Annotated in this window: 21 protein-coding genes; 11 read left to right on the top strand and 10 right to left on the bottom strand. The window is 69.9% G+C overall.

Annotation, left to right across the window (positions count from 1 at the left end; all coding sequences use genetic code 11):
* Positions 1-75: 75 nt before the first annotated feature.
* Positions 76-2085 carry a CocE/NonD family hydrolase gene (locus ABZ562_RS14135; RefSeq protein WP_361477950.1) on the top strand — a complete coding sequence of 670 codons (2010 nt, stop codon included), beginning with the start codon at positions 76-78 and terminating at the stop codon, positions 2083-2085.
* A complete protein-coding gene (locus ABZ562_RS14130) occupies positions 2052-2735 on the top strand; it encodes a TetR family transcriptional regulator C-terminal domain-containing protein (protein ID WP_361477947.1) in 684 nt (227 codons plus the stop codon). The genes ABZ562_RS14135 and ABZ562_RS14130 overlap by 34 nt, the downstream gene beginning before the upstream one ends.
* Positions 2736-3022: 287 nt before the next feature.
* Here the strand turns inward: ABZ562_RS14130 and ABZ562_RS14125 are convergent, their stop codons facing one another.
* Both ABZ562_RS14125 and ABZ562_RS14120 read right to left on the bottom strand, forming a co-directional pair.
* Entirely contained in the window at positions 3023-3280 is a 258-nt protein-coding gene (locus ABZ562_RS14125) for a hypothetical protein (protein WP_361477944.1), read from the bottom strand.
* 10 nt (positions 3281-3290) lie between these two features.
* Positions 3291-3860 carry a GNAT family N-acetyltransferase gene (locus tag ABZ562_RS14120; RefSeq protein ID WP_361477941.1) on the bottom strand — a complete coding sequence of 190 codons (570 nt, stop codon included), beginning with the start codon at positions 3858-3860 and terminating at the stop codon, positions 3291-3293.
* Positions 3861-4148: 288 nt separating this feature from the next.
* Here ABZ562_RS14120 and ABZ562_RS14115 point away from each other — a divergent pair, with 288 nt between their 5' ends.
* On the top strand, positions 4149-4583 hold the full coding sequence (locus tag ABZ562_RS14115) for a hypothetical protein (RefSeq protein WP_361477938.1): 435 nt from the start codon (positions 4149-4151) through the stop codon (positions 4581-4583).
* A gap of 116 nt (positions 4584-4699) precedes the next feature.
* Here ABZ562_RS14115 and ABZ562_RS14110 read toward each other — a convergent pair whose 3' ends face one another.
* The 4 genes from ABZ562_RS14110 to ABZ562_RS14095 form a co-directional block, all read right to left on the bottom strand.
* Positions 4700-5314, bottom strand: a complete 615-nt coding sequence (locus ABZ562_RS14110) for a hypothetical protein (RefSeq protein ID WP_361477935.1) — start codon at positions 5312-5314, stop codon at positions 4700-4702.
* A 162-nt stretch (positions 5315-5476) separates the two neighbouring features.
* Complete coding sequence (locus ABZ562_RS14105; RefSeq protein WP_361477932.1) at positions 5477-6274, bottom strand: hypothetical protein; 798 nt, start codon at positions 6272-6274, stop codon at positions 5477-5479.
* A 17-nt stretch (positions 6275-6291) separates the two neighbouring features.
* Positions 6292-6741 carry a hypothetical protein gene (locus ABZ562_RS14100; protein WP_361477929.1) on the bottom strand — a complete coding sequence of 150 codons (450 nt, stop codon included), beginning with the start codon at positions 6739-6741 and terminating at the stop codon, positions 6292-6294.
* Between the two features lie 79 nt (positions 6742-6820).
* A complete protein-coding gene (locus ABZ562_RS14095) occupies positions 6821-7189 on the bottom strand; it encodes a hypothetical protein (RefSeq protein WP_361477927.1) in 369 nt (122 codons plus the stop codon).
* Positions 7190-7684: 495 nt separating this feature from the next.
* Between ABZ562_RS14095 and ABZ562_RS14090 the strand changes: the two genes are divergently transcribed.
* The gene (locus tag ABZ562_RS14090; RefSeq protein WP_361477924.1) at positions 7685-9154 is read left to right on the top strand and encodes a transcriptional regulator; all 1470 of its coding nucleotides are present in this window, start codon (positions 7685-7687) and stop codon (positions 9152-9154) included.
* A gap of 27 nt (positions 9155-9181) precedes the next feature.
* The gene (locus tag ABZ562_RS14085; RefSeq protein ID WP_361477922.1) at positions 9182-9790 is read left to right on the top strand and encodes a YdcF family protein; all 609 of its coding nucleotides are present in this window, start codon (positions 9182-9184) and stop codon (positions 9788-9790) included.
* A gap of 110 nt (positions 9791-9900) precedes the next feature.
* Here ABZ562_RS14085 and ABZ562_RS14080 read toward each other — a convergent pair whose 3' ends face one another.
* Positions 9901-10122 (bottom strand): hypothetical protein, encoded by a 222-nt coding sequence (locus ABZ562_RS14080; protein WP_361477919.1) that lies wholly within the window; start codon positions 10120-10122, stop codon positions 9901-9903.
* Between the two features lie 416 nt (positions 10123-10538).
* Here ABZ562_RS14080 and ABZ562_RS14075 point away from each other — a divergent pair, with 416 nt between their 5' ends.
* Positions 10539-11090, top strand: coding sequence for a DUF3455 domain-containing protein (locus ABZ562_RS14075; protein WP_361477917.1), 552 nt, complete (start codon positions 10539-10541; stop codon positions 11088-11090).
* 88 nt (positions 11091-11178) lie between these two features.
* Here the strand turns inward: ABZ562_RS14075 and ABZ562_RS14070 are convergent, their stop codons facing one another.
* Together ABZ562_RS14070 and ABZ562_RS14065 are read right to left on the bottom strand one after the other, a co-directional pair.
* Positions 11179-12801 (bottom strand): D-aminoacylase, encoded by a 1623-nt coding sequence (locus ABZ562_RS14070; RefSeq protein WP_361477914.1) that lies wholly within the window; start codon positions 12799-12801, stop codon positions 11179-11181.
* A 40-nt stretch (positions 12802-12841) separates the two neighbouring features.
* Entirely contained in the window at positions 12842-14167 is a 1326-nt protein-coding gene (locus tag ABZ562_RS14065; protein ID WP_361477912.1) for an alanine racemase, read from the bottom strand.
* 181 nt (positions 14168-14348) lie between these two features.
* Between ABZ562_RS14065 and ABZ562_RS14060 the strand changes: the two genes are divergently transcribed.
* The 4 genes from ABZ562_RS14060 to ABZ562_RS14045 all read left to right on the top strand — a co-directional run bounded on the left by ABZ562_RS14060 (position 14349) and on the right by ABZ562_RS14045 (position 18307).
* On the top strand, positions 14349-15431 hold the full coding sequence (locus tag ABZ562_RS14060; RefSeq protein WP_361478001.1) for a sugar kinase: 1083 nt from the start codon (positions 14349-14351) through the stop codon (positions 15429-15431).
* Positions 15428-16249, top strand: a complete 822-nt coding sequence (locus ABZ562_RS14055) for an IclR family transcriptional regulator (RefSeq protein WP_361477909.1) — start codon at positions 15428-15430, stop codon at positions 16247-16249. Before ABZ562_RS14060 ends, ABZ562_RS14055 begins: the two co-directional genes overlap by 4 nt.
* Entirely contained in the window at positions 16246-16659 is a 414-nt protein-coding gene (locus ABZ562_RS14050; RefSeq protein ID WP_361477906.1) for a RidA family protein, read from the top strand. The genes ABZ562_RS14055 and ABZ562_RS14050 overlap by 4 nt, the downstream gene beginning before the upstream one ends.
* Before the next feature lie 175 nt (positions 16660-16834).
* Positions 16835-18307, top strand: a complete 1473-nt coding sequence (locus ABZ562_RS14045) for a gluconate:H+ symporter (protein ID WP_361477903.1) — start codon at positions 16835-16837, stop codon at positions 18305-18307.
* 49 nt (positions 18308-18356) lie between these two features.
* On the opposite strand, the gene ABZ562_RS14040 is transcribed toward ABZ562_RS14045, so the two are convergent.
* Positions 18357-19721, bottom strand: a complete 1365-nt coding sequence (locus ABZ562_RS14040) for a M14 family metallopeptidase (protein WP_361477900.1) — start codon at positions 19719-19721, stop codon at positions 18357-18359.
* Between the two features lie 126 nt (positions 19722-19847).
* Here ABZ562_RS14040 and ABZ562_RS14035 point away from each other — a divergent pair, with 126 nt between their 5' ends.
* On the top strand, positions 19848-20693 hold the full coding sequence (locus ABZ562_RS14035; protein WP_361477897.1) for a serine protease: 846 nt from the start codon (positions 19848-19850) through the stop codon (positions 20691-20693).
* Positions 20694-20837 lie beyond the last annotated feature (144 nt).

The following is a 20837-nucleotide window of genomic DNA, read 5'->3' as shown; positions in this document are numbered from 1 at the left end:
CAATTGAGGAACCCCGACGGTGAGAGCCCGGTCCGCGAGAGCGGCGCCGGTTGAGTGCGCAAAAAAGGGAGAAGCGTGAGGTACCGCGAGACGTTCGACCGTGAGGTGCGGGTCGAGGACGTATGGATTCCGACCCGCGACGGAACGCGGCTGCACGCCCGCATCTGGCGGCCCACGGACGCGGAGACCGCCCCCGTACCCGCCCTGCTGGAATACCTCCCGTACCGCAAGAGCGACTGGACCGCCCCCCGCGACGCCCAGCGTCACCCCTGGTACGCCGGCCACGGCTACGCCTCCGTACGCGTCGATCTGCGCGGCAGCGGCGACTCCGAGGGCGTGATGCGCGACGAGTACGACGAGACCGAGCTGGCCGACGGCGTGGACGTCGTCAACTGGCTGGCCGAGCAGCCGTGGTGCACCGGCAAGGTGGGGATGTTCGGGATCTCCTGGGGCGGGTTCAACTCGCTGCAGATCGCCGCCCTGCGCCCCGAGCCGCTGAAGGCGATCGTGACCGTCTGCTCCGCCGACGACCGTTACGACAACGACGTCCACTACATCGGCGGCGCAGTCCTCGGCATCGACATGCTCGCCTGGGCGGGCACGATGCTGGCGTTCACGGCCCGCCCCCCGCACCCCGCCTCCGTCGGCGAGGACCGCTGGCTGCCGATGTGGCGGGAACGGCTCGACGCGCTGGAGCCGTATCTGCACACCTGGCTCGCCCACCAGGAGCGGGACGCGTACTGGCGGCACGGCAGCGTGTGCGAGGACTACGCGGCGGTCGACGCCGCCGTGCTCGCGGTCGGCGGCTGGGCCGATCCGTACCGGGACACCGTGCTGCGCCTGGTGGAGCACCTCGACGCGCCGGTGCGCGGGCTGATCGGCCCCTGGTCGCACCAGTACCCGGACCGGGGGCTGCCGCCGGGCCCGGCGATCGGGTTCCTCCAGGAGACGCTGCGCTGGTGGGACCACTGGCTGAAGGACGAGCCGACGGGCGTCATGGACGAGCCGCTGCTCCGCGCCTGGATCAACGACCCGGTGCCGCCCGCCACCTCGTACGAGACGATGCCCGGCCGCTGGGTCGGCGACGATGCCTGGCCCGCCCCGTCTGTGACCTGGGACGAACGCCCCCTCGGCGGCTCATCCGAGGAGCCGGTGATCGTACGCTCCCCGCTGCACACCGGCCTCGACGCGGGCCGCTACTTCCCCTTCGGCAACGCCACCGATCTGCCGCCGGATCAGCGCGAGGAGGACGGCCGTTCGGTGTGCTTCGACTCGGCACCGCTCACCGAGCGGGTGGAGATCCTGGGCCGCCCCCGCGTACGACTGCGGCTCGACAGCGCGACCCGGCGCGCCCATGTCATCGCGCGCGTCTGCGACGTGGCGCCCGACGGCTCGTCCACCCTCGTCACCCGTGGCGTGCTCAACTTGATGTCCCGGCACGGCCGGGAGCAGGCGGTGGAGTGGGAGCCGGGGCGTTACGAGGACGTCGAGTTCGAGCTGAACGGGACCGGCTACGCCTTCCCGCCCGGGCACCGCGTCCGGGTCGCGATCTCCGACGCCTACTGGCCGTGGGTCTGGCCGCACGGCGAGCGCGGGCAGCTGACCGTACGGCCCGGCGAGAGCGCGCTGCTGCTGCCCGTACGGGACCCGGGCGCGGACGCGGCGCGGGCGCCGATCACCTTCGAGGAGCCCGAACAGGCCCCGCCGCTCGCGGTCACCGTCGAGACCCCGGCCGAACCCCGCCCCGAACGCACCGTCACCCATGACGTCGCCACGGGCGAGTGGGTGCTGGACGTGGACCCCAACTACGGTGGTTCGCGCACCTACCCGGACGGGCTGCGGTACGAGGAGAGCGCCCGCGAGACGTACCGCATCCGCTCCGGCGAACCGCTGTCGGCCGTGGCAAGCTCGCGGTGGACCATCCGGCTGCGGCGCGACGGATGGGACGCGGAGATCCACACCGCGACCGAACTGCGCGCCACGGCGGACGAATTCATCATGGACAGCAGCGTCGAGGCACGGGCGAACGGAGAGACAGTGGCCAACCGCGCATGGCAGCAGACGATCCCGAGGACGTCCGCGTGACGTCGTCCTCCGATCGGCCTTCCGACCGCCGCCCCCCGCGCCGCGCCGTCGCCGCCTCGGCCCGCACCCGGCAGCCGACCGAGGTACGGCGCCGACTGATCGTGGAGGCCGCCGTTCCGCTGATCGCGGAGCGGGGCACCGCGGGGGTCGGGGTGCGCGAGGTCGCCGCCGCGGCGGGGGTGTCGGTCGGCACGGTCACGTACCACTTCGGGAGCGTGCAAGAAGTCCTCTCCGAGGCGATGGTCCTGCACATAGAGCGCTACTACGCCGCCCTCACCGAGGCCGCCGACCACGCCACCAGCGGCGCGGAGGGGCTGCGGCTGCTCATCGACGCGCTCTTCACGGACGACACGGACCAGCACTGGCGGATGTGGTTCGACTACTGGAACGCGGGCGAGCGCGACCAGACCTTCGCCCGCGGCCAGGCCGAGCGGTACGAGAGCTGGCACGGCGAGATCCGGTCGCTGGTGGAGCGGGGCTGCGCCGAGGGCGACTTCCGCTGCGAAGACCCGGCGGACTTCACCTTGCGCTTCTCGGCCCTCGCCGACGGCCTCGCCCTGCGGCGGCTCCGGCAGGTCCCGGCGCTGAGCGTCGAGGACGCGCGACGGCACCTGTGGCGCTTCGTGGAGGCGGAGCTGGCCGGCCGCTGAGCTGGAGGTCTCAAGCTCCCCCTGGGTCCCATTTGTCCGCCGCGCGGGGGATACTGGCGCAATCGACTACGGGGGGCGAGCCACGTGAGGCAGGAGCCGGACCTCGGAAAGCTCGGACCCGTACCGCGGCGCTTTCGCCGCTCGGTGCGCGGGGTGGTGGGCCTCGCGTGTTTCCTCCTCGCCCTGTTCTGCTGGGTTTCCGCGGCTTCGTTCTGGCGCATTCGATGTGAGCACGAGCGCGGCGGAACACCGCCGCGCTCGCGCTCCGGTGGCCGAAGGCCGGAAGATCAGCCTGCGCAGAGGGTCACCTTGACCGTGTCACCGGTGTCCACGGTCTGCGGGCGGTGGGGGCTGACCCCGATCACCGAGCCCGGCTTGCAACTGCCGGTCGCCGCCTTGGCGTACTCGCCCTTGACGCGCATCTTGAGGAACTGCACTCTGACCGTCTCCTGGCTCCAGCCACCCATGTCGATGGGGAGGGTGGCGCCGTCGTCGAACTTGTAGAGCAGAGTGGTGTCGGCGGCGGCTGCGGTGGCGGTCGTCATGGCGGCGGACTCAGCATGCGTCGATCCCTCCCGCACGTGACGCGGGCGGGGTGGCATAGTCGTCCCGGGCCAGGGCGTAGACGGTGCAGGGGCGGTCGAGGACGGTGTCCTCACGCAGCGGGGTGAACCCGAGGCGGTGGGCGACGGCCACCGAAGCGTCGTTGCCGTGGTGGATCATGGCGGTGATCTGCTTGAGCCCCAGGGTGCCGAAGCCCCACCGCAGAACGGCTCGGGCCGCCTCCATGGCGTAGCCCCGGCCCCAGTGCGCGCGGGCGAAGGTCCAGCCGATCTCGGTTTCGCCGAACTCCTCCCACCAGTTCAGGCCGCTGCGCCCGATGGCCTCACCGGTGCTCCTCAGCTCGACCGCGCACAACCCGTGGCCGCGCTGCGCCCACTGCCGCTGGATGGCCCCCAGACGCGCCGCCGCCTGCTCCGGGGTATAGCTGCCGACGAACCGGTTGACGTCGTCGTCCGCGTGGAGACGCACCCACCAGTCGGTGTCGGCATCGGTGAGCGGGCGCAGCCGGAGGCGTTCCGTTTCGATCACTGCCGACAGGTCCTCTCGCTGATGTCTGCTCATGGCACGGAGACGATGAGCGTACGGCGCCCTGTTGCTCGGTGGGTACGGCGCCGAGGCGTGCGCGGCGGCACTCGACTGGGTTCGCCGCGTGTGGTCCCCGGCGGCACTCGACTGGGTTCGCCGCGTGTGGTCCCCGGCCACACCGTCCGGGAAGCTGGCCTCATGATGAACAAGGCTGGTGGGGTTCGAGGTCAGTCGGTTTGCCCAGGAAAGTACGCACGGGTCGAGAGGGAGAGGCGCTTTTTGCTGGGCGAGGCTCCAGCGCCGTCATCGGCGACAGTCACCCGTGTGATCACCGATCGGTATCTGGTCGGAACACGTCTGCGGCTTCGACGGGCTGATCTCTCAGACGGAGGTCGCGAATTAAAGCTGACCCAAAAAGTGCCCATCCCTCATCCGGGCGCTGTTCAGGGCCTGATCACGAACACCTACTTGTCGCCGGCCGAGTACGACCTGCTCGCCTCACTGCCGGCCGCGGTGCTGTCCAAGACGCGTTTTAGCGTGCCTCCCCTGGGCGTCGACGTTTTTGACGATCCGCTGCACGGCTTGGTCCTGGCGGAGGCTGAGTTCGCCACAGATGAGGAGGCGCAGTCCTTTGTGCCTCCTCCGGCGTGCGTGGCCGAGGTGACCAACGATGTTCGCTTCACTGGAGGCTGCCTTGTCGAGGCCTCTCGGCAAGACGTGCTGGGGTGGCTGACGGAGTACGGGATTCGGCCAGAGTGACATAGACGGATGGCATTCCCCGTCAGGGCCCAAGGCGAGGACTCTTCCTCGACGCGGCGGCTGCCTTGTCCTCACAGCCGCTGAACATGTCGAACGGGCACCTGGGCGGCGCGGGCTCACTTGCTCTGGACCGGCGGGCAGTAGCCGGTGTCCGAGCCGATGCTGTTGATGGTGGCGTTGTCGCGGGGGTCGTTGCCGTAGTCGATCTGGTTGGTGCACTTGGTGTTGGGGTCGGCGGGGACGCCCTTGGACGTGTCGCCCTTCTGGACCGGCGGGCAGTAGCCGGTGTCCGAGCCGATGCTGTTGATGGTGGCGTTGTCGCGGGGGTCGTTGCCGTAGTCGATCTGGTTGGTGCACTTGGTGTTGGGGTCCGCGGGGATGCCCTTCGACGCGTCGCCCTTCTCGGGCGCCGGGCAGGTCCCGGTGTCCTCACCGATGGAGTTGATCTCGGCGTTGGAGCGGGAGTCACCCGCGTAGTTGATCTGGTCGGTGCACTTCATGCCGGACTTCTTGGCGGTGCCCGACGACGCGTCGTTGGCGGAGCCCCCGGTCTCGCTCTTGGCTTCGGGGGAGTGCGGGGCGCTCGCGGAGGCGGACGAGTGGGGGGCGGACGACGAGGCGCTGTCGTTGCCCTGACAGGCCGTGAGCCCGAGCGCGGCGACGGCGATCACCATGGCGGAGGCGGCCCTGCGGGCGGTGCGGGAGCGGCGAAGCGTGGTGGTGTGCGACATGTTCTTGTCCGTTTCTCTCTCATCGCTCGAAGTGGTGCTTCGGGCTCGTGAGAACAAGACTGTCGGCCGCCGCTGTCGAACCGTCGCCGTACTGCTAACGCCCGGCTAACGCTCCCGGACGCATGGCGTGAGCGCCTGACCGGGAGAGCCGGCGCGACCGGCTCAGGCGACGGAGACGGTGATCAGGACCGGTTCGGCCGTACCGGCGTCGCGGAGGGCGTCGGCGAAGACCTCCGCCGTCCACGCGGCGGCATCCGGGGACCACTCGTGGGCCCCGCACCGGAAAGCCAGCTCCTGTCGCATCCCCTCGGCCTGCACCTCCCCGGCCAGAGGCCGCGCCAGCCCCGTCTCTGTGCCGGGGGCGTCGGCCGTCTCGATGTTCATCCGTTCGTACACCCGCGCCCGCGCCCCCTCGCATACCTCGTCCGCCCGGCCGCACAGCCCGGCCGAGGGCCGCGCCGACACCGTCACCGCGAGCCGGGCCGCGCCGTCCGGGTCGGCAAGGGCGAACCAGTCGGCCACGGTGGCCAGTTCGGCGCGGACATCCGCCGTGCCGTGAAGCGGTACGAGCGCGTGCAGACCGGTCAGGCGAACGGCGCCGACGCGGCGCAGCGCGTCGGCGAGGACGGTCACCACGGGCAGCAGCGGCAGCCGCCGTCCGCGCGCCCGCCCCGGGAGGCGGGCCTGCAGCCACGCCAACTCGCGCACCCGGCCGTCCTGGGTCCAGTCGCCCCCGGCGTCGTTGTGCTCCCACAGTTCCGCGTTGGCCGCCGCCGCCCGGCCGAGCAGAGTCGAGCTGAAGCCGTACGCGGTGGCCCGCTTGGTGGCCAGGCTGAAGACGTCCTCGTCGAGGTCGTATGCGGCGCTCGCGCGCTCGAACCAGGGATGCCGGACCAGAGTCCCGTGCAGCCCCACGATGAGCGTGGGGTCGTTGGCGGCCCCGCGACCGGCATCCCTCATGTCGTCTCCTCGGTGGCTCAGAGGCCGCAGCGAACCGTCACGGCCTTGGTGACCGCCTTCTCAGGCGAGTCGCTGACGCCAATGATGTCCACGTCGATCAGACTGCGCCACTGCCGCTTCTGCGCGTTCGCGCAGGTCTTGCGGACATTCGCCCGGCGAGAGCTGCCGCCGCCCGACTTGACGGTCTTCTGGCCCTTCGCCACCGAGCGCCACCGGCCGCTTCCCTTCTTCATCTGCAGCCAGATGGTCACCTTGGCCTTGGTGCCCGCCCCGCTGACCTTGATCCACCAGCCGTGGGCGGACGCGGTCCTGGGCGGCGTGCTGGAGACGTGAACGCGGTCACCGTTGGTGATGTACGTCCCGACCTCGGACGGTGCGGCAGGCGCGGCCATCGCCGGTGTGGCCGTCAGGCCCCCGGCGATGAGCGCGGCCGACGCGGTTGATACGAGAAATATGCGCATGCGCATGAAACTTCCCCCTGTTGTTCCCCGTTTGATGTGTGATCTGATGGGTTGTCGCCACACGGAGGCAATGGTTACTCGTGAGTCATGGGGCGGACAACGGAATTTGTGGAGCAGCAGGCGCCCGCTCGGCGCCTTCGCCCGTCTTGTCGGCACCGCCATCGTCATCGTGTGTGGGCAAGCGACTGCCCCGGCTCTCCGCGACCCGCAGTGCGTCGCGCAGTGCTTCGCACAGCCGTTCTGCGAGGAAGCGGACCTCCCGGACGTCGACCTTCCGTTCATTGAGCAGCGCGTCGGCGTGGCCGAGGAGTTCGGCGCCCATGGACAGTTGAAGGTCCTCGATCTCATCCGCCCTCCGGCTCAAGCGGCTGCTGTCGCTGTGCGTTGACAGGAAGCACGGTTTGCCTTCGGGGCTGGACCACGGCAGTAGCCGTAGGCCGTTTGTCGCGGTCACCGCGTCACCTCCCCGACCGCGAATGGGGGGATGTACGGAGGTGCCGGGTCCGTGTCCCAGAGGATCGGCACGCGATCTTCGACCGGGACGCGCGGGAGGTGAAGAGTGGGCGTGTCGCTGCACCGGAAAGGATGCGGCCGACGGGTCGGGGGCAGGGGAGACTCCGGAAGTGCCACGAAGGTGGGGCGAGTGGCGAGGTACGCCGCGCCATGTCGGCCCCGACGAGGGGTGATCAGTTCGTGCAGCCTCCGCAGTACCGTTCGGGCGGTACTCTTCCGCATGTTGACGCTCCTCTTCAGCGTTGGCCATGCCCCGGGCCGTGTGCAGCGGTCGCGGGGGTCTTGCTTGGCACGGGAATGCCGTCTCAAGAGCTTCGAGCCTGAGGACATGCAGCGGAACCACGAACAGGGAACCCCGCTGGTTGATTTGGGGAACCCCGCTCCGGGGCCGGGGATAGTCTGAGAAGAGATCCCTGCCGTCCCTGCTAGGTGGCCCATGGACGAACGCGAGACACGACGCAGCGACTATCCACTGACGATTCCTGGCGTGCTGTTACAGAGCGAGGCCATGCAGCGCGCATGCGCTACCCGGGACTTCCGAGAGATCTTCCGACTCGTCAATCGGCGCACCGGGGCAAGCCATGCCGCCATGGCGGCGGCCATCGGGAAAATGACCAGCTCCCGCGTGAGTGACATCATCCGAGGCGTTCGTGGCATCCGAGGGCACGAGGTCATCGAACGTGTGGCCGATGGATTCGGAATCCCAGGCGAGATGTTGGGCCTGCCGAGACGGGCATGGGAGGGCTCCCCGCGGGGAATTGACGGCAATGACAGCAATAGCGTCGAGAAGGTGATCGCTCCAGAGCTGGAAAACTCTGACAGTCTCGTACCCGGAACGTCAGGGCATGGGGAGGTGGTGTCTGTGGACCGCCGCGCTTTCGTTTCTGCGAGTGCCGCTGCACTGGCGGTAGGTCCCATGGCCGCTGCGCAGTTGGACCGGGGTCGACGCGTCATTCAAGCTCTTGACGTGATGGGCAGCGATAGCCCTGACGCCGTCGCCGACGGTCTCGGCGAACTTGTCGACCACTACGCCCATTCGATTTCCGCTATGCCGCCATCGGAGATGTACGACGAAATTCTGATGGTCAGGTCGTACGCAAACAGATTTCTCGAAGTTGGCGGGACTGTGCGGCAGCGTAAGGATGTAAACCTAGCCGCTGGATGGCTGTCTTGCTTGCTCGGCATCGCGGCGTGCGATATGGGGGCCCATGCATCTGCCCACCTCTGGTGTGCTGATGCTGAGCGTCGAAGCAAAGAGGTAGGGAAGCCGGAACTCGCGGGCTGGTCCATGTGGACCAGGTCCATGATCGCCTTCTATCAGGGGCGGCCGCGTCAGTCGATGGCACTTGCTTCTCAGGGGCAGGCGGTCACCGTGACGGGCACGGTTATTCACGCCAAGCTCGCTGCACAAGAAATGCGGACAGCGGGAATGGTCGGCGACGCCGAGGGAATGGAAAAATCCTGGCGCTACGCCGCGAAGGCAATGAAGAATCTGCCATCCGACGCGAAGGCGGCCGGAGTCTTCTCCATCCCTTCGGCGGAAGACCCGCCATACACGGCAACTTCCCTGATGTTGCTGGGGCGATTCCGAGAAGCTGTGTCGTCGACGAAACGGATAATTGAAACGCACTACCCTCGTGTACGTCCGCAGGGTGAACATCCTTCCGGGTATGCTCGCGCTCTCCTTGTCCTGGCCCTTGCTCAGGCCGGAATCGGGCGCCTTGATGAGGCTGTTTCAGCTGCGCATTCTGCCCTCATTGACAACCGGCCCGCATGGCCGACCGTGGTTCTTGCTGGGAAATTTAACCAGGTCCTCCAACGAGATTTCGCTGACGCCCGACAGGCTGCCGAATATCGTTCTCGATTTCGGGAGGTTTCCAGTCACCTCATAATTCACAGCGACTGACTAGCCAACATCTTCAAGGGGGCGTGAATGAACAGCGAAGACCTGGACCTCGGTCAGATTGATGAAATCACGAAATTCGTGGACATCGAGGCGCCGCCACCGAAGGGGTTGCCGACTGCTCATCTCGTCTTCGGGACCAATCAGGCTAAGCCTATTGAGATCGCAGCCGAACGATACCACCAGGGTCTGGCTCCGCTCATTATCGCAACTGGCGGTGTCAATCGCCACAACGGAATTGTGGAGGGGCGCGACATCCGCAGGCTGCTCATTGAGCGCGGTGTTCCTGGGGCCGTCATTCGCTGTGAGGATCAATCTGTTAACACTTGGCAGAACGTGGAACTCGCTCTTCCTTACTTACGTGAAGCCCTGGAGTTCGGATTGAGAATTGTGGCCATCGGTAAGTGGTATCACCGTCGCACAGTTCATTCCCTTGCGACTCTACTCCCTGAGATCGGCCCCTTTTATGCCGTCTCCTGGGAGCCCGTGTACGCGGGCAGACTTGTCACCCGATCCGATTGGCCATCCATCCTGGAGGGCAAACGGAAGGTTATCCGGGAATGGGAGGAAGTGTCTCGCCGAGTCGGCGATGGAAGCTTCCGTGAAGCAGATCGAATTGACGGTGCTTGGTGCTGCTGAACCAAGGCGTGATGTCACGGATCGCCGTGGCCGGAGTCGAGGACGCGCGACGGCATCTGTGGCGCTTCGTGGAGGCGGAGCTGGGCGGCTGAGGGCGCGGTGCGACCGGCTCAGGCGACGGAGACGATGATCAGTACCGGCTCGGCCTCACCGGCGGGGCGGAGGGCGTCGGCGAAGACCTCCGTCGTCCAGGCGGCGACGTGGGGCGACCATTCGTGGGCTCCGCACCGGAAGGCCAGGGCCTGCCGCATCCCCTCGGTCTGCACCTCTCCGGCGAGCGGCAGCGCCAGGCCGGGCGGTGAGCCGGGGGCGTCCGCTGTCTCGACGGTCATCCGCTCGTACACCCGCGCCGGTGCCCCCTCGCACACCTCGGCCGCCCGGCCGGACAGCCCGGCCGAGGGCGCACCGATACCGTCACCGTGAGCGTGCCATATCCACCGGCTACCCGAACTCCGGCAGGAGGCCCGAAGAAGCAGGGGCGGGGGCTCTGTCGGGTGACTGAAAGGCCGGGCTGCGGGGCCGTCCAAGGGTCGTAAGAGCCGCTTTCGGAGGGCCGGGTGTTTTCGCGGCCGGGGTGTCTCCCGCTTGTTCTGGTTGTCGATTCTCGCGATACAGTGCGGGGTCAAGGACTCAATATTATTTATCGATCTGGAAGCTTGCCGGACCATCGGTCCCGGCACAAGGACATGCACGGCTTCCGAGTCCACACCCGTGAATTCGTTCAGAAACCTTTCTGGAGACACACTCGATGAAGCTCGCCAAGCGACTCGTCCTCACCACCACGGCTCTCGCCGCCGTGGCCACCGGCACGCTCTTAAGCGCGACGACAGGCCAGGCCGCGGCCTCGCAGCCCGCCCGCTCCGGCGTCGACGCTCCCGCCGCGTTGAAGGTCCCCGACGGCAACCGGCTCACCGGCGTCTTCTCCGCCAAGGGTGTCCAGACCTACACCTGCACCGACGGCGCCTGGAAGTTGCTGGAGCCCGCCGCCACCCTCTCGGCCAAGAACGACCGCTCCCACCGTCCCGTCGCCCTCCACTCCCGCGGCCCCGTCTGGGTGTCCACGCAGGACGGCAGCGCCGTCAACGCCACCTCCGTGGCCAACTCGCCCAGGACCGGCACCATCCCCGAGCTTCTCCTGAAGGCAACCGCCACTCGCGGCACCGGGGTCTTCGCCGAGGTCTCCTACGTCCAGCGCCTCGACACCCGTGGCGGTGTCGCCCCCACCACCGCCTGCACCGGTACCGACCAGATAGGCGTCCCCTACTCCGCCACGTACGCCTTCTACAAGCCGGCCAACTGATCCGCTGAGGAGCGACGGCAGGGGCCCTCGGGATGGTTTCGAGGCGCCCCTGCCCCGCTGTTCGCCCGGCGGCGACGCTCGGCAGGCGTCAGTCCTTGCCGGGAGCGACGCGGCGTACCGCACGTCCCGCCAGGGTGTCCGTGCGGCGGCCGTCCTCGATGACGAAGCGGCCGTCGATGAGGACGTGGGGGATGCCGGTCGGGAGGGTGCGGGGGGTCTCGAAGGTGGAGCCCGCGGCCACCGTGTCCGGGTCGAAGAGGACGAGGTCGGCGCGGTAGCCCTCGCGGACCTGGCCGCGGTCGGGGAGGCGGAGGCGGGCGGCGGGGCGGCCGGTGAGGTGGGCGACGCACTCCTCCAGGGACAGGGCGCCCAGTTCGCGGACGTAGCGGCCCAGGTACTGGGGGAAGGTGCCGTACGCCCGGGGGTGGGGCTTCGCGCCGTGCAGGATGCCGTCGCTGCCGCCCGTGTGGACGGGGTGCTTCATGATCGCCTGGACGTTCTCCTCGTGGCCCACGTGCTGCAGGATCGTGGGGCCGAGGCGGTCGTCCAGGAGCAGGCGGCGGGCGGTGGTCCAGGGGGCCTCGCCGTGTTCGCGGGCGCTCGCGGCGACCGTCTTGCCGATGTAGCCGGTGAGGGACGGGTCGTTCACGCCGGAGATCTCGATCGTGTCCCACTCGATCGGCACGCCGTGGCAGCCGTCCGCCCCCTCCACCTCGACCACGTGCCGGATGCGCTCGGCCGTCGCGTCGTCGCGCAGCCGCTCGAGGATCGCCTCGGGGCCGCCCTCGGCGGCCCAGCTGGGGAGCATGGCGGCGAGGGTGGTGCAGCCGGGGAGGTAGGGGTAGGTGTCGAGGGTGATGTCGGCGCCGTCGGCGAGGGCGGTGTCGAGGAGGGCGAGGAGTTCGGGGGCGCGGCCCTTGTTGACGCCGAAGTTCATGGTGGCGTGGGCGAGGTGGAGGGCGCAGCCCGCCTCGCGGGTGAGGGCCACCATCTCCTCGTACGCGCGCAGGGCGCCCGCGCCGTAGGAGCGGTGGTGGGGGCAGTAGTAGCCGCCGTACGCCGCGACGACCCGGCACAGCTCGGTGAGTTCGGAGTCGGTGGCGTACATGCCGGGCGTGTAGGTGAGCCCGGAGGACAGGCCGACGGCGCCCTGGTCGAGTCCCTCGGCCACCAGCTGCTTCATCCGGGCGATCTCGGCGGGCGTCGCGTCGCGGTCCTCCCAGCCGAGGGCGAGCATGCGGACGGTGCCCTGGGGGATGAGGTACGCGGCGTTGACGGCGATGCCCCGGCCGTCGAAGCCGTGGTCGAGCCGGTCCAGGTACTCGCCGACGGTGCGCCAGGTGAAGTCGATGTCGGAGCCGTCGCCGTTCCAGCCGGTGATGGCGGTACGGATCTGGGCGAGCGTGCGGTCGTCGACGGGGGCGTAGGACAGGCCGTCCTGGCCGATGACTTCGAGGGTGACGCCCTGGGCGGCCTTCGCCGAGTGGTCGGGGTCGCGGAGCAGCGCGAGGTCGCTGTGCGCGTGCATGTCGATGAAGCCGGGGGAGAGGGCGAGCCCGTCGGCGTCCACGACGCGGCGGGCGGTCGGCCGCGCGCCGCCGCCTTCGCGGACGACGGCGGCGATCCGTCCGCCGTCCACGGCCACGTCGGCCCGGTAGGCGGCACCGCCGGTGCCGTCGATGACGCGCGCGTCGCGGATGACGAGGTCCATCAGTCCCCTTGCCTCTCTCACAGTGGGTGCTGCCGGTGGCCTAGAAGAAGGTGCGGATGTAGTCCGTGACCGTGCCGTCCGCCTCCGCCAGCGGGATCATCTGCCACTTGTCGAAGCTGGTGCAGGGGTGGGAGAGGCCGAGGGCGACCCAGTCGCCGACCTCCAGCTGGGCGCCCTCCGCGACCGTGACCCAGGCGTGCTGGTCGGAGAGGCTGGTGACGACGAGACCGTGGGCGGGGCGGACGGAGCCGTCGCGGGCGGAGCGGACGAGCTGGGGCTCGGGCATGTGGAGGTCGTACGCGGCGTCCCGCTTGCCCGCGTTGAGGAACGCCTGCCCGGGTTCGGGGCTGGAGACGACCTGGGCCCAGAGGCGGAAGGCGGGCTGCAGATCGCCCTCCTCCGGGATGCGGTTGAAGGGGGTGATGTGCCGGTAGTGGCCGTCGTCGTGGGAGACGTACGCGCCCGAGCGCAGCAGCTTCAGGACGGGCCGGGAGAGCGCGGGCAGCTCGGCGAAGACGTCGGCGACGGCGTCGAACCAGGCGCTGCCTCCGGCGCTGACGACCACCTCGTCCACGCCGTCGAAGCGGCCGGCGGCGTCGAAGTCGGCGGCGAGCGCGGTGAGGCGGCGCAGCCAGGCCCGTACCCGCCCGCCGTCCGCCTTCGGCACCTCGCCCTCGTACCCCGCGACGCCGACCAGCCGCAGCGTCCCGGCGGCGGCCACCGCGTCGGCGACGGCGGCGCACTCGGCCTCGTCGCGGACCCCGGTGCGGGCGCCCTCGCCCGCGCCCAGCTCGACCACGACGTCGACGGGCCGTCCGGCCCCGGCCTCGCGGAGGGCCGCGTCCATCAGCTCCACGCCGCGCGTCGAGTCGACGTAGCAGACGAAGCGGAAGCCGGGGTCGGCGTCGAGTTGGGCGGCGAGCCAGTGGAGGGCGGCGGCGTCGACGACCTCGTTGGCGAGGAAGATCCGCTGGATGCCGAAGGCCCGGTAGATCCGCACGTGGGAGGGGACGGCCGCGGTGATGCCCCAGGCGCCGTGGGCGAGCTGGCGCTCGAAGAGCTGCGGGGCCATGGAGGTCTTGCCGTGCGGGGCGAAGGCCAGGCCGTGGGCGGCGGAATAGCGCTCCATGGCGAGGAGGTTGTGTTCCAGGGCCTCGGCCGACAGGGCCAGTACGGGGGTGGTGAAGCCGCCGGTGAACAGGGAGCGGCGCTCGGCGGCCAGCTCGCCCACGGTGCGGCCTCCGGCGTCCGGCGGCAGCCCCTTGAAGCGGTGGTCGACACGCTCCTCGGCGAGCCGGGCGACGGCCGGGTGCGCGGCGGGGCGCACGCGCTGGTCGGCGGCGCGCTCGCTGTGGTCGGTGGCCATGGAGGTGCCTCCCGTACATTTCTGGTTGCATTCTCTGCAACGTTCATTGCGTATAACGCTTAGCGCTGTTTAACATCCGGCCAAGCACCGGGTCAACGGTGTGCCCTACCCAGACGCGCAAGGAGCGAGACTGATCGTGCGCCCAGCCCCGAGTGTCGACGTCGTGTGCCTCGGCGAGTCGATGGTGACCTTCGTGCCGTCCCGGCCGGGCCGCTTGGCGGAGGTGCCCGCCTTCGCGCGGGGGATCGGCGGCGCCGAGTCCAACGTGGCGTGCGGGCTGGCGGGCGCGGGGCACAGCGTGCGCTGGATCAGCAGGGTCGGTACGGACGGATTCGGCGACCATCTGCTGACGGAGATCGCGGCGGCCGGGGTGGACGTCTCGTGCGTCCAGCGCGATCCGCGCCGCCCCACCGGCATCTACTTCCGCACGGCGGGCGAGCGGGCGGTGGAATCGGGGGCTCCCGAGTCCGGGGCTCCTGAATCCGGGGCTCCCGAAGACGACGGCGAGCAGCCGCTGGCCGAGGTCGTCTACTACCGCGCCGGATCCGCCGCCGCGGCCATGTCCCCGGCGCTCATGCCGCACGAGGAGACCTGGTCCGGCCGGGTGCTCCACCTCACCGGCATCACCGCCGCCCTCTCCGCCGACTGCCTCGCCCTGATGCGCGAGCTGACCACCCGCGCCCCCGGCCGGCCGCTGGTCTCCTTCGACCTCAACTACCGCGTCTCGCTGTGGGAGGACCCGGAGCGGGACGAGGGTCCTGACGTGCTGCTCGACCTCGCCCGCGGCTGCGACGTGGTCTTCGTCGGCGAGGACGAGGCGGAGGCCGCCTGGGGCATACGCGGCGGCGCCGCCGCGATCCGCGAGGCCCTGCCCGAACCGGAGGTGCTGGTGGTCAAGCAGGGCGCCACCGGGGCCACCGCCTACGCTCGCGGGGACGACGGGGCCGACACCGTCACCTTCGCGCCCGCCCTGCGCGTGGACGTCGTGGCCCCGGTCGGGGCGGGCGACGCCTTCGCCGCGGGCTTCCTCTCCGGCACCCTGCGCGGCCTGCCCGTCGCGCAGCGGCTGCGCCACGGCCATCTGATGGCGGCCGCCGCCCTCACCGTCCCCGGCGACCTCGGCACCCCGCCCTCCCGCGCGTACGCCGACCGTTTGGTGACCCTGGACGACGCCGCGTGGGGCACACTGCGATTCGGCCCCGGCTGGGCAGACCCGGCGCACTCGGGGTCCGATACCACGGTGGTGGAGGTCATCGACTCATGAGCCAGACCGTCGACCGAGCGCTGAGCATCCTGCCCCTGCTGGCGGAGGGACCCGCCAATCTGGAGCAGGTCGCCTCGCGGCTCGGCGTGCACAAGTCGACCGCGCTGCGGCTGCTGCGCACGCTGCACGAGCACGGCATGGTCTATCGCCAGCAGGACCAGCGCTACCGCCTCGGGGCCCGCCTCTTCGCGCTCGCGCAGGAGGCGGTGGAGAACCTGGACGTACGGGAGATCGCCCACCCCCATCTGGTCGCGCTCAACGAGCGCTGCGGACACACCGTGCACCTCGCGGTGTACGAGGAGAACGAGGTCCTCTACATCGACAAGGTGGAGAGCCGCTACCCGGTCCGGATGTACTCGCGGATCGGCAAACCCGTCGCGATCACGGTCGCGGCGGTCGCCAAGCTGCTGCTGGCGGACCTGCCGGAGCCCGAGCGGCGGGCGCTGGCCGAACGGCTTCCGTACCCGGCGTACACGTCCCGTTCCACCCCGAACGCCGCCGCGTTCCTGCGGGAGCTGGAGACTGTGCGGGAGCAGGGCTGGGCCACCGACCTCGGCGGCCACGAGGAGTCGATCAACTGCGTCGGCGCGCCCATCCGGGGCGCGGACGGCCGGGTCGTCGCCGCGTGCTCGGTGTCGGCGCCGAACGTCGTCGTCACCGCGGACGAACTCCTCACCCTGCTGCCCATGGTGCGCGGCACCGCGGAGGACATCAGCCGGGAGTACTCGGGCGGCGCCCCGGCCCGGCCGACCCACGAACCAACCGACGAAGCACCCGAAGCAACACCCGAGAAGAGAGCCGAGGAACCCTCCTCATGACCGAGAAGCTGAACAAGACCGCGATCACCCCGGCCACGCACACCGCCCCGCCCGCGAAGTTCTCGCACGGCGTCAAGAAGGGCAACATCCTCCAGGTCGCCGGTCAGGTCGGCTTCGGCCCCGCGGTCCCCGGTCAGGCCCCCGCCCCGGTCGGGCCGAGCCTGCGCGAGCAGACCCTGCAGACCCTGCGCAACGTGCAGTCCGTGCTCGAAGAGGGCGGGGCGAGCTGGGAGGACGTGATGATGATCCGCGTCTACCTCACCGACACCGGCCACTTCGCCGAGTTCAACGAGATCTACAACGAGTTCTTCGCGGACCTCAAGGAGGCCCCGGCGGCCCGTACGACGATCTACGTCGGCCTCCCCGCCGGGCTGCTCGTCGAGATCGACGCCCTCGCCGTCCTCGGCTGAGCAGGCCCCCGATACGCCCGGGGCGGGCGGCGCCCGTAACCCGCCCGCCCCGGGATCCCCACCCCCCACCGTCGTCGTCGCCGGGACCAGACCACTGATCACCCGCACCTCGTTCTCCCCCGCGCGCGGCCCCCCGCCGTGCGGCGCTGCGCCCTACCCACTTTCCGGAGTCCCCATGCTGCTCGCAGCCGCGCCCGCTGCCGAGACCCCACCCCACACCGGTGGTCTGCTCGCGATCATCCCCGGCACCGCCGGTCTGCTGACCGTGGCCGCCCTGGGCATCGCCCTCCTCCTCTACCTGATCATCAAGGTCCGGCTGCAGCCCTTCGTGGCGCTGCTCGGTGTCTCCATAGCCGTCGGCCTGGCCGCCGGGCTCTCGGTCACCGAACTCTTCGGCACCGTCCAGAAGTCCGACGCCGTCTCGCTGATCGAATCCGGTATGGGCGGCATCCTCGGCCACATCGCGATCATCATCGGCCTGGGCACCATGCTCGGCGCGATCCTGGAGGTCTCCGGCGGCGCCGAGGCGCTCAGCTCCCGCCTCCTCGGCTTCTTCGGCGAGAAGCGCGCCCCGCTCGCCATGGGACTGACCGGCCTGATCTTCGGCATACCCGTCTTCTTCGACGTCGGCATCTTCGTCCTGGCGCCGATCGTGTACGCGGCCACCAAGCGCAGCGGCAAGTCGATCGTGCTGTACGCGATGCCGCTGCTCGCCGGGCTCTCCATGACCCACGCCTTCCTGCCCCCGCACCCCGGCCCGGTGGCCGCGGCCGGGCTGCTCCACGTCGACCTGGGCTGGGTCATCCTGATGGGCATCCTCGTCGGCATCCCGTCCGTGATCGCCGCGTGGGCGTACGCCGCCTGGATCGGCCGGCGGATCTTCGTCCCCGTACCGCAGGACATGGTCGAGGCGGCGGAGGAGTCCCGGGAGGCGGTCGCCGCCGAGCAGCGGGCCGCGGGCGGCGGAGCCGGGGAGCGGCCGGTGGCGGTGGGCACGGTCCTCGCCATCATCGGTACGCCGCTGGTCCTCATCCTCTGCGCGACGTTCTCCTCCATCGCGCTGGACCCGAGCACCGGGCGCTCGGTCATCGAGTTCTTCGGCCACCCCTTCGTGGCGCTGACGATCGCCCTGCTCCTCGCGTACTACCTGCTGGGCATCCGGCGCGGCTGGTCCCGCCAGTCCCTGGAGACCGTCTCCACCGCCTCCCTCAAGCCGGTCGGCAACATCATCCTGGTCGTCGGCGCGGGCGGCGTCTTCGGCGCCGTCCTCAAGGGCAGCGGCGTCGCCCAGGCCCTCGCGGACGCCTTCGACAGCGCGGGCCTGCCGGTCATCCTGCTGTCCTGGCTGATCTCCGTGGTGCTGCGGGTCGCCCAGGGCTCGGCGACGGTCGCCATCGTCACCACCGCGGGCATCGTCTCCCCGATGCTGGCCTCCGGCCACTACTCGCAGGCCCATCTGGCGCTGGTCATCATGGCGATCTCGGCGGGCTCGATCTTCGCCTCGCACGTCAACGACGGCGGCTTCTGGATGGTGGCGAAGTACTTCGGGATCTCCGAGCGGGACACGCTCAAGTCGTGGACCGTGCTGGAGTCGGTGCTGTCGGTGGCGGGCTTCGCGGTGGCGGGCCTGCTGAGCCTGGTGATCTAGCCACGGGAACGCCCCGGGGCGGGGCCGCGCCCCGGGGCTCCCCGGCCGGTCAGGCCGTCGCGCAGTACTGCGCCTCCTTGCCGATCGACCGGTACATGCAATCCGCGTTCTCCAGCAGTTGCAGCACCGCGTCCTTGTTACGGCTCGTCTCGCGGTCGATCACCTCGTCCGGCGGGTAGAAGCCGCCGGCGCCGCTGGAGGACGGGTACATCTCGAAGGTGTACGCGAACACCTTCTGACTGCCCCACAGCCAGTCGTCGATCGTGCCGTCCGTGATGTAGAGGTCGCTCGACTGCTCGGGGGTGTAGCCGTTGCTCGCCGCCATCTTCTTGCCGATCGCGGCGAACGCGTCACGGTCGTCCTTGGTCATCCCGGTCGCGGTGTCGTCGTACGTCCACCCGAACGGCCACAGCACCAGCTCGCTGTAGGTGTGGAAGTCGATGGCGGCCTTGAGCTGCTGCTTGCCGCCCACGACCCGGCTGCGCGCGAAGTCCGCGACGACCTTGACCTCGGGGGCCGACTCGCCCTTGGCGCCGCGGTAGGTCTCCGAGCCCGCGGAGCCGGAGGAGCCGCCGCAGCAGCCCCACTTGTAGTCCCAGTTGCGGTTGAGGTCGGTGCCGATCGAGGAGGAGCCGGAGTTGGGCTGCCGGTTCTTGCGCCAGCTGCGGTAGCGGCCGGTCGCGATGTCGTACTCGCCGCCGTCCGGGTTGAGGTCCGGGATGATCCAGATCTCCCGGCCGTTGACGATGTCGGTGATGCGGGAGTCGGTGCCGTAGCCGTCGGTGAGCTGGTGCACCAGATACAGCGCCATCTCCACGGTGAGGTGCTCGCGCGCGTGCTGATGGTGGGTGAACAGCACCTCGGGCTCGGCCTCGTCGGTGGCCACGTTGTCGCTGATCTTCAGCGCGACGATGTTCCGGCCCTCGTACGACTTTCCAATGACGCGCTTGCTCAGAATGGCGGGGTACTTGGCTACGGCCGCGTCGATCTCGGCGTTCATCTCGGCGTAGTTGTGGTACTTCGCGTCCGTAGAGGGAAAGTCGAACGGCACGGCGTCCCGGCCCGCACCGCGATCGGCCGGGCCCGGCAGCGCGGTGAGCCGGTAGCCGAGCCCGCGCAACCGCCTGACCTGGGCGGCGTCGGCGGTGACGACGACGGAGCGGGCGTCGGTCTCGTCGATGGAGACGCCGGTGGCGGCGACGGCGGAGCGCTGGGCGGGAGTGGCCGGGCCCGCGACCTCGTACTGGCGCACGTTCTCATCGGCGGCGCGGGACGCCGGGCCGGAAGCCGCGCCGGCCGAGGCGGCACGCCCGGGGGCCGGATCGTCGGCCTGGGCCGCGATCGGGGCGGCGAGGGCGAGGGACAACAGGGCGGCGAGGGCGGTGATCCGTCTGCCGCGGGTGCGAAGTCGCATACATGCTCCTGGGGGGTGAGAGGCGAGCGACTGCTGCGCCAGTGTTCGGCCATGCGCATGACATGGTCAAGGGCGGGAAATGGTCGAAGCCGAAGGAACTTCTCATCGAGGGAAGGAACCCCCCCTGTGAACAGACCTCTCGTCGGCGCGCTCTCGGCCCTCTTACTGGGCGGCGCGACCCTCGTGGGTGTCGGCGCCGCCCCGGCGGCCGCCTCCTCCTCCCACCCCCAGGCCGCGCAGGCGGTCGACTTCGCCGGAACGGTCGCGCTCAGCGACTGCTCCGGCTCGGTCGTACGGACCGCGAAGTCCGCCGACACCGACCCCGCGCTCGTCCTCTCCAACGGCCACTGCCTGGAGAGCGGCTTCCCGAGCGCGGGAGAGGTGATCGTCAACCAGTCGTCGAGCCGCAGCTTCACCCTGCTGAACAGCTCCGGCGGGAACGCGGGCACGGTACGGGCGAGCAAGGTCGCGTACGCGACCATGACCGACACCGACGTCTCGCTGTACCAGCTGACCTCGACGTACGCCCAAATACAGCAGAGGTACGGCATCAAGGCCCTGCAACTGTCCGACAGCCGCCCGGCCCAGGGCACCAGCATCAAGGTGGTCTCCGGCTACTGGAAGAAGATCTACTCCTGCACTATCGACGGATTCGCATATCGTCTTAAGGAAGGCGACTGGACCTGGAAGGATTCGGTCCGCTACACCTCCGCCTGCAACACGATCGGCGGAACGTCCGGTTCGCCCGTCGTCGACAGCGCGACCGGCACGGTCCTGGCCGTGAACAACACGGGCAACGAGGACGGGGCGCGGTGCACCCTCAACAACCCGTGCGAGGTCGACGAGAGCGGCGCGGTGACGGTCCGCAAGGGCATCAACTACGCCCAGCAGACGTACGGCATCACCAAGTGCGTGACCACCGGGAACAAGATCGACCTCAGCCTCGCCGGATGCGCGCTGCCCAAGCCGTGACAGCCATGACGTAAGGCCGGGGGGGAAGACCCCACCACGGTCCGGGGGCGGGCGCCAGTGCGCCCCCGGACCGCTCGCACAAAGCTGAGGACCCTTGTCACGGCGTCAGAAACGAGGGTCCTCATGCGAAGAGCGCGCATTGCG

Source organism: Streptomyces sp. NPDC019937 (assembly GCF_040631655.1).
Classification (GTDB): Bacteria; Actinomycetota; Actinomycetes; order Streptomycetales; family Streptomycetaceae; genus Streptomyces.
This window is presented reverse-complemented; position numbering and strand designations above follow the sequence as displayed.

Coding starts and splice junctions, on each gene's coding strand:
- ABZ562_RS14105 (WP_361477932.1), bottom strand. CDS start 6,274: ATGAGGGATGCCGGTCGCGGGGCCGCCAACGACCCCACGCTCATCGTG.
- ABZ562_RS14065 (WP_361477912.1), bottom strand. CDS start 14,167: ATGGCCACCGACCACAGCGAGCGCGCCGCCGACCAGCGCGTGCGCCCC.
- ABZ562_RS14120 (WP_361477941.1), bottom strand. CDS start 3,860: ATGAGCAGACATCAGCGAGAGGACCTGTCGGCAGTGATCGAAACGGAA.
- ABZ562_RS14130 (WP_361477947.1), top strand. CDS start 2,052: ATGGCAGCAGACGATCCCGAGGACGTCCGCGTGACGTCGTCCTCCGAT.
- ABZ562_RS14075 (WP_361477917.1), top strand. CDS start 10,539: ATGAAGCTCGCCAAGCGACTCGTCCTCACCACCACGGCTCTCGCCGCC.
- ABZ562_RS14050 (WP_361477906.1), top strand. CDS start 16,246: ATGACCGAGAAGCTGAACAAGACCGCGATCACCCCGGCCACGCACACC.
- ABZ562_RS14110 (WP_361477935.1), bottom strand. CDS start 5,314: ATGTCGCACACCACCACGCTTCGCCGCTCCCGCACCGCCCGCAGGGCC.
- ABZ562_RS14100 (WP_361477929.1), bottom strand. CDS start 6,741: ATGCGCATGCGCATATTTCTCGTATCAACCGCGTCGGCCGCGCTCATC.
- ABZ562_RS14090 (WP_361477924.1), top strand. CDS start 7,685: ATGGACGAACGCGAGACACGACGCAGCGACTATCCACTGACGATTCCT.
- ABZ562_RS14125 (WP_361477944.1), bottom strand. CDS start 3,280: ATGACGACCGCCACCGCAGCCGCCGCCGACACCACTCTGCTCTACAAG.
- ABZ562_RS14070 (WP_361477914.1), bottom strand. CDS start 12,801: ATGGACCTCGTCATCCGCGACGCGCGCGTCATCGACGGCACCGGCGGT.
- ABZ562_RS14060 (WP_361478001.1), top strand. CDS start 14,349: ATGGTGACCTTCGTGCCGTCCCGGCCGGGCCGCTTGGCGGAGGTGCCC.
- ABZ562_RS14040 (WP_361477900.1), bottom strand. CDS start 19,721: ATGCGACTTCGCACCCGCGGCAGACGGATCACCGCCCTCGCCGCCCTG.
- ABZ562_RS14085 (WP_361477922.1), top strand. CDS start 9,182: ATGAACAGCGAAGACCTGGACCTCGGTCAGATTGATGAAATCACGAAA.
- ABZ562_RS14080 (WP_361477919.1), bottom strand. CDS start 10,122: ATGACCGTCGAGACAGCGGACGCCCCCGGCTCACCGCCCGGCCTGGCG.
- ABZ562_RS14055 (WP_361477909.1), top strand. CDS start 15,428: ATGAGCCAGACCGTCGACCGAGCGCTGAGCATCCTGCCCCTGCTGGCG.
- ABZ562_RS14045 (WP_361477903.1), top strand. CDS start 16,835: ATGCTGCTCGCAGCCGCGCCCGCTGCCGAGACCCCACCCCACACCGGT.